The following is a 6853-nucleotide window of genomic DNA, read 5'->3' as shown; positions in this document are numbered from 1 at the left end:
GACATGGGATTGGTACTTATGGCCAATAACCTCCTAAAATACAATAAGAGAACGACTCAAAATTAAAAAGCTAGAGTTCCGCTATTGGAAATCTCTAGCTTTTTTGTGGCTGAGAACTATTTTGTCTCAGGTTCTTTTTTTACTTACCAGCGTAATATTTTTGGATTCCTTTCACGATACCTGCCACAAGCTTATCTTGATAGTGGCTATCTTGAATCTGTTGATTTTCAGCGAAATTATCCATATAACCAAGCTCTAGGAGGACGGCTGGTTTAGCAGTTTCTCGAAGAACGGCAAAGCTACTTTCCAATAAACCAGCATCTTTGGCACCAGTTTCAGCTAACAATGAAGAGTGGATAGATGTTGCAAGGCGCTTGCTCTCACTCATACGGTCAGGGTGGTTATGCCAGTATGGGTTAATTTTACTTGGATAATCAGGTTCATCACTGTAGGAATAGGTTTGAATTCCACTAGATTTTGAGTATGCACTACCAGTCGCATTGAAGTGAATACTGATAAAGATGTCAGAGTTAGTCTTGTTAACCATACGAGAACGTTCTGTAATGAAGTCTACATCAATATCGCTATCACGTGAAGTGAGAACTTTGTAGCCAAGTTCTTCTAACTTTTTACGTAATTTACGATACACTTGCATGTTGAGGTCTTTTTCAGAGACATTGTAATAGTATGCACCTGAGTCTCTTCCCCCATGTCCAGGGTCTAAAAAGATGGTTTTACTGTATTGGCCTTTTACAAACCCCTCAGGAACTTCACTAACCCATCTACCATCATTTTTAAAGATATGATCTTTTCCGGATATTTTATAAATATTAGTGACGTATTGCCCGTCTTCTTTTAGATAATACCAAGAATTATAGTAATTATCAAAAATCCACTCATTCTTAGCCATATAACCACCAGATTTAAGATAGTAAGCTCCAATCCATTCTAGGTTTGCAAATGTTCCATTCTCTTTTAGGTAGAACCAGCTATTGTAGGTCTTATCAAAAACCCATTCTTTTTCAGCCATGGCACCACTTGATTTTAAATAATAATTACCTTGCCATTGGTTACTGAACATAATACCTGTTTTGTCAAAATAGTACCAAATACCATTAATTTTTTCCCATTTGTTTTGAGAAATTTTTCCAGAAGAATTAGCGAAGTACCAATGTTTATCAATGAGAACCCATTTGTTTTCGGCCATTGCTCCACTATTTGTCAGCAAGTAGCTGTTAATGGTTGTATTACTAAGCATGATTCCATCTTTGTCGAAGTAATACCAAGACCCACCAATTTTTCCCCATTTATTTTGAGAAATTTTTCCAGAAGAATTAGCGAAGTACCAGTGTTTATCAATGAGAACCCATTTGTTTTCAGCCATTGCTCCACTATTTGTCAGCAAGTAGCTGTTAATGGTTGTATTGCTAAGCATGATTCCATCTTTGTCGAAGTAATACCAAGACCCACCAATTTTTTCCCATTTATTTTGAGAAATTTTTCCTGAAGAACTGGCAAAGTACCATTTTCCATTGATAAAGTTCCAACCGTTTTCGGCCATCACTCCATCTTTATTGAATACATAACCATCAAAGGTTGTATTGCTTAGTCGATTTCCATCTTTGTTAAAATAGTACCACTTGCCTTGGATTTTTTTCCAGTTGATAACAGATTTATTGTGTTCATAAAATCGCCAGTTATTATTTTCTTCCTGCCAACCTTCTTTGACTTTTTCAACTTTTTTTTCTTCCGCTTTCTCCTCTGCTTTAGCGGGAGTTTTTTTCTCGATTTTTTCTTCTTTGTCATTAACTTTAGACGAATTGTCTGGTTTTTCGAGCTTTTCTTTCGGTTTTTCTTGGTTTTCGATTTTAGAAGTACTTGAATGAGGAATTGTTACATTTTCTTTTACTCTCTCTGCTTTATTTTCTTGAGCTTGGGCAGTTGCTTGAGTATATCCTAAAATAGATAAGGCAACTGCACTAGCAAGTATAATCTTTTTCATATTTATCTCCTTTTATTTTTTGATTATTATAATAAAATTTTGCTGCTTTCTCAACTATCAAACTGGACTTCTTCTAGGAGATAGTCGATAAAGCGTTCGCCCATCTTAGACAGGCTGGTTTTTTCATGCTGGATATAGACCAGTTCAATTGGGTCATCAATATCCAGTGGGATGGAAACGATATTGTCTCCGTTGAGGTTGCTGTTCAAAATACCTGTTGCAATGGTATAACCATCCAAACCAATCAAGAGATTAAAGAGGGTAGCACGGTCGCTGACTACGATAGATTTTTTGTGGTATTCCTGCGAGAGAATCTCTTCAGAGAAGTAGAAGGAGTTATGAGTTCCTTGGTCATAGCTGAGGTAAGGGAAGTTCTCCAAGTCTTCTAGTTTGACCTTGTCTTTCTTTGCTAGAGGATTGGTCTTGCTGACAAAGATATGCGGTTGGGCGGTAAAGAGATGGTGAGCCAGCAGGTGGTTGTCATCCAGCATTTTGGTTAACACATCACGGTTGTAGCTGTTCAAAAATAGGACACCGACCTCACTACGGAAGTTCTTTACGTCATCGATAATCTCCCAAGTACGAGTTTCACGAAGGAAGAGCTCGTATTTTTCCATATCGCTTTTCTTGAGTAGCGATACAAAGGCATTGACCACAAAGGCATAGTGTTGAGATGAAACGCTAAAGAGTTCACGGTGGGCGACAGGATTTTTATAGCGTTCCTCCAGAAGCTGGGTTTGCTCGACAACCTGACGGGCATAAGAGAGGAACTCCATCCCATCACGGGTCAAGGTGATACCCTTAGGATTACGAATAAAGATTTCAATGCCCATTTCATTTTCCAAATCTCTTACTGCATTGGAAAGACTCGGTTGAGTGATAAAGAGTTGCTTGGCTGCCTCATTCATGGAGCCAGTTTCGACGATTTTGATAATATAATGTAATTGTTGAATTCTCATGTTTTTATTGTACCACACTTGCTTCAGAATCGCCAAAGAAGATAGGAAAATCAGGGGGAGTGTGTGGGTCTCTGTAAAGTAACTAAGAAGAAAATTCTAAATAATTTAAGAAATAGTGTAAAAAAGTAGCTGAGTAAGAGATTGTTCAGCTGTTTTTTAATTGAGAACTATAAAAATTTTCCTCGAAAATAAGAAACTTGCACGATTTACTCATTACTTAGCCAATACTAGAGTTTATACTAGTTACTGTAAAGATGATCATCTAAAAGAAGGAAGGAGGCAACCTTATGGCTAAAAATATAAATCGTTCAGAGATTGATTCTTTAAGTTTTGAGGTTGAAAACCAAGAACTTTTCGGGAAATCAGGAGCTAGTGGTACATAGCTTTTAAAATGACACTAGCAGGTCTCTGTGGATTGTATTTCACCTATTCCTATGAGTTTACGAGAAATAATGTTCGCTGTTAGATAAAACAAAAGGAAGATTCTAGTGTTTTATTTCAAAACATTGACAACATTTTGATTTGGTGTTATATTTACGGGAGAAATACAAATAAAACAAGATAACTTTGAGATTGATTCTTTGGATTATGCAATTAATAGCCAAGAGTTGAATGGTAAATCTGCTGCTGGGTATGGTACGGCTGTTAGATTAACAGCACAGGGGCACTGTGGTTGGTGGTTTACATATTCTTATGAATGTATTTCGCCAAACGTGCGCTGTGTATAAAACTCTCTATTTTTTGACAGGAGGATAAAATGGAAGGAATTATTGGAACACTAGACTTCTATGCACCTGTACTGGTCTTAGGAGTTGTTGTCATAGGGATTGTTTACTTTATGAAAAAAAGAAACGATCGCAAATAATCAACATCAACCGATACCTGAAAAAGGCATCGGTTTTTTTATTACTTGAATATATTGCACAAAATACTCATGCCAAACATTGAAAGGAACCGTATAATAAGAGAGTAATAAATAAACGGAGGAATGAAATTATGAAACAGCTTATTGTAACAGGATTAACGAAAACATTTGGTCAAGGGGATAATATCGTTCATGCTTTATTAGATGTGAACTTGTCCGTTGAAAAAGGTGAATTTCTGGCAATTATGGGTGCCAGTGGTAGTGGAAAAACAACACTCCTCAACTGTATTTCAACGATTGATAAACCAACATCAGGTGAGATTCGATTTGAAGATTTTGACATCATCCATGCCAAGGAAAATGAACTAGCTGACTATCGTGCTAAAAACATTTCCTATATTTTCCAAGCTTACAACTTGGTGGAAACCTTGACAGTTTATGAAAATATCGTTCTACCTCTTCAAATTCAGGGGAAAAATATCAAAAAACATCAGGATAAGATTGAGGAAATTTTGAATAAGTTGGCCATCCAAAACTTAAAAGATAAGTTTCCTAATCAGTTATCAGGTGGCCAGCGACAACGTGTGGCAACTGCTAGAGCCTTGATTGATGATTCTAAACTGATTATCGCAGATGAGCCGACAGGAGCCTTGGACTCTGCCAATTCTGAAAAACTGATGGCACTTTTGCAGGAAATCAATAAAAGTTTTGGGATCACCATTTTATTGGTCACCCACGACCCTGCTGCAGCAAAGTATTCCTCACGGATGGTGCTACTCAGTGATGGAAAGATTATGGATGATTTGAAACGTAACAGCTTATCTAATGAAGAGTATTTGCAAGAGATATACAGCCGTACCAGATAGGAGGGGGAAAGTATGTATCCAAAATTGATTTTACGAAATGTATTTCGAAATTTACAGACCTATACCATCTATTTTTTCAGTCTGACCTTGATTTATAGCTTGCTCTACGCTTTTAATGCTTTACCAAGCCATCCAGTGATGCAAAGTTTATCAGGAGCAAAGGAAACGTTGACGACGGTGATGAGCCAGTACATGGGTTTGCTTTCCTATCTGATTCTATCGGCGATTGCCTTTCTCATCGTTTACGCCACAAATTTTGTGCTGGGACGGCGCAAGAAAGAGTTGGGACTTTATGCAACGCTGGGAATGAAGAAGAAGCAGATTATCCGTACCCTGTTCTTTGAAACCATGCTGGTCAATATCTTTTCCTTGATTCTAGGTTTCTTTCTTGGAGTGATCTTACTGGTCATTCTAGCTAAGATTGCATCTGAGTTTTTCATGGCTAATTACTTTGGTAATCTGGTTTTCTTTGATAGTAAGTCTGTCATCTTACTAGTTTATTCCTATTTGGTAACCAGTTTTATTGTTGGTGTTATGGACATTATCACTTTTAGAAAGCAAAATATCATTGCACTCATTCAAGAAAATGGGGTCAAGAAATCTGTCTTGGCAAAAGGCAAGCCAGTTCTTCAAGTACTTCTCTTTATTCTTTCGACAGCTGTTATCGGTTTTGGTGCTCTCTATTTTTCAGACTATCACCATCTATCATTCTTGAAAAGCTGGGGTATCTTGCTGGTATCTGTCTTCGTGATTTTTGTGATTTTATTTTACAATACCTTGAGCCATTTTATCTTGGTCTCCCTTAGAAAACTGCCTCAAACCTACTATAACAAACTAAACACTTTTAAAATCCGTCAATTTTCAAAACAAGCTGATAGTAATTCGGTCACGTTGGCTGTCTTATCCTTGACCTTGACACTGGCTCTCAGCTTACTCGTTTTTAGTGGTAGTGCCTATACGACTATGAACCGAGAGCTGAACAAATACTCACCTTATGATGTAACTGTCAATCTCTACCGTGGTCAAGAGTTTCAATTTTCTCAGGAATCTGTCAAAGACAGATTGAAAGCAGATGGATTTGACTTTAACCTCATCAAAGAGGAGTACAGCTATCCTAGCTATTCTAGTGATGTAATCTATAAAGATTTGATTGATACCAGCAATCTCTGGGAGCATGATAAGAAACTTCCTGAATCAAAAGTACCGATTTTAGGAATTTCTGCCTACAATCACCTCCGCAAACTGCAAGGGAAAAAAGCGGTTGACTTAGCAGAAGACCAATTTCTAGTCAATGCCAATTATAAAGGAACTGCCAAGCAGATTCAGGACTTTCTATCAACGACCAAAACCCTCATGATTAACGGTCATTCTCTCAACCTTGCCTCTTCGAAGCCACTTGAAACAGTTTACTTTTTATCTTCAGTAGGTCTAAATGACGCAGGAACCTTGATTGTACCAGATAAGGTAGTAGTTGGATTGACGGAAGACCACACGACCTATGTTGCTAATTTTAAAGAAAACATTGACAAACGGGAAGTAGAAACATTCTTGAGTCAGTGGATTGAAAAATACTACTTCACTCGTGATGGAGCAGAGTTGAATTCGTTCACCTATCAAACGAAAGGAAGTATTTTTGAGGTTTACCTTGGATTTATGGGCGTCATTGTCTTTGTCATGATTTTTGTCAGTGTTATTTTTATCATTATTTCCCTCAGTATCTTGTCCCTTCAAACTTCTACAAGTGCTTTAGATAGTGTGAATGATTATCAAATCTTATACCTTCTTGGGAACAAGAGAAAGCAAAATCGCTCTATTCTTTTGCAACAGATTCTAAGTTATTTCTTGGTTCCGTTGGTTATCGCAGGTCCGCTAGCGCTTGCCTTGAGTACCGCACTTCTAGGCTATTTTGAAAATTTCGCTAATACTAGCATTTCTATTGATATCACCTATCTGGGAGTAGCGGTTTTACTCTTTGTCCTTTACCTGCTAGTGACTTACAGAGTAAGTTGGCAAATTATTGAAAATTAAGTCAAATACCAGAGTTGCCTATCCGACAATTCTGGTATTGTGTTATAATGATATTAAAGTAGTTCAGGAAGTGGATACATATGAAACAGTTTGTCAAATCGCTCTCGAAAAACTCACTTTTATTGTGGTGGTT

General features: G+C 37.4%; 6 protein-coding genes. 4 read left to right on the top strand and 2 right to left on the bottom strand.

From position 1 onward, the window contains the following. Positions 1-139 precede the first annotated feature (139 nt). Both QM409_RS09100 and QM409_RS09095 read right to left on the bottom strand, forming a co-directional pair. Positions 140-2002, bottom strand: a complete 1863-nt coding sequence (locus QM409_RS09100) for an N-acetylmuramoyl-L-alanine amidase (RefSeq protein WP_414305553.1) — start codon at positions 2000-2002, stop codon at positions 140-142. Between the two features lie 50 nt (positions 2003-2052). Further along, positions 2053-2961, bottom strand: coding sequence for a LysR family transcriptional regulator (locus QM409_RS09095; RefSeq protein ID WP_049487917.1), 909 nt, complete (start codon positions 2959-2961; stop codon positions 2053-2055). A gap of 530 nt (positions 2962-3491) precedes the next feature. Here QM409_RS09095 and slmA point away from each other — a divergent pair. From slmA to QM409_RS09075, 4 genes are all read left to right on the top strand, one after another. Then, positions 3492-3689, top strand: a complete 198-nt coding sequence (gene slmA / locus QM409_RS09090; RefSeq protein ID WP_414310501.1) for a salivaricin M family lantibiotic — start codon at positions 3492-3494, stop codon at positions 3687-3689. Between the two features lie 29 nt (positions 3690-3718). Beyond that, positions 3719-3826: a QVPTGV class sortase B protein-sorting domain-containing protein gene (locus QM409_RS09085; RefSeq protein ID WP_020901952.1), complete on the top strand. Its 108-nt coding sequence runs from the start codon at positions 3719-3721 to the stop codon at positions 3824-3826. 131 nt (positions 3827-3957) lie between these two features. Beyond that, complete coding sequence (locus QM409_RS09080) at positions 3958-4692, top strand: ABC transporter ATP-binding protein (protein WP_261031378.1); 735 nt, start codon at positions 3958-3960, stop codon at positions 4690-4692. Positions 4693-4704: 12 nt separating this feature from the next. Continuing rightward, entirely contained in the window at positions 4705-6720 is a 2016-nt protein-coding gene (locus QM409_RS09075; RefSeq protein WP_078238514.1) for an FtsX-like permease family protein, read from the top strand. The last annotated feature ends 133 nt before the right edge of the window (positions 6721-6853 follow it).

The organism is Streptococcus mitis, assembly GCF_047465045.1.
GTDB lineage: Bacteria > Bacillota > Bacilli > Lactobacillales > Streptococcaceae > Streptococcus > Streptococcus mitis_DT.
This window is presented reverse-complemented; position numbering and strand designations above follow the sequence as displayed.

What these genes read in the sequence shown, in the direction of transcription:
- QM409_RS09095 (WP_049487917.1), bottom strand. Translation starts at nt 2,961, where the DNA reads ATGAGAATTCAACAATTACATTATATTATCAAAATCGTCGAAACTGGC.
- QM409_RS09075 (WP_078238514.1), top strand. Translation starts at nt 4,705, where the DNA reads ATGTATCCAAAATTGATTTTACGAAATGTATTTCGAAATTTACAGACC.
- QM409_RS09080 (WP_261031378.1), top strand. Translation starts at nt 3,958, where the DNA reads ATGAAACAGCTTATTGTAACAGGATTAACGAAAACATTTGGTCAAGGG.
- QM409_RS09100 (WP_414305553.1), bottom strand. Translation starts at nt 2,002, where the DNA reads ATGAAAAAGATTATACTTGCTAGTGCAGTTGCCTTATCTATTTTAGGA.
- QM409_RS09085 (WP_020901952.1), top strand. Translation starts at nt 3,719, where the DNA reads ATGGAAGGAATTATTGGAACACTAGACTTCTATGCACCTGTACTGGTC.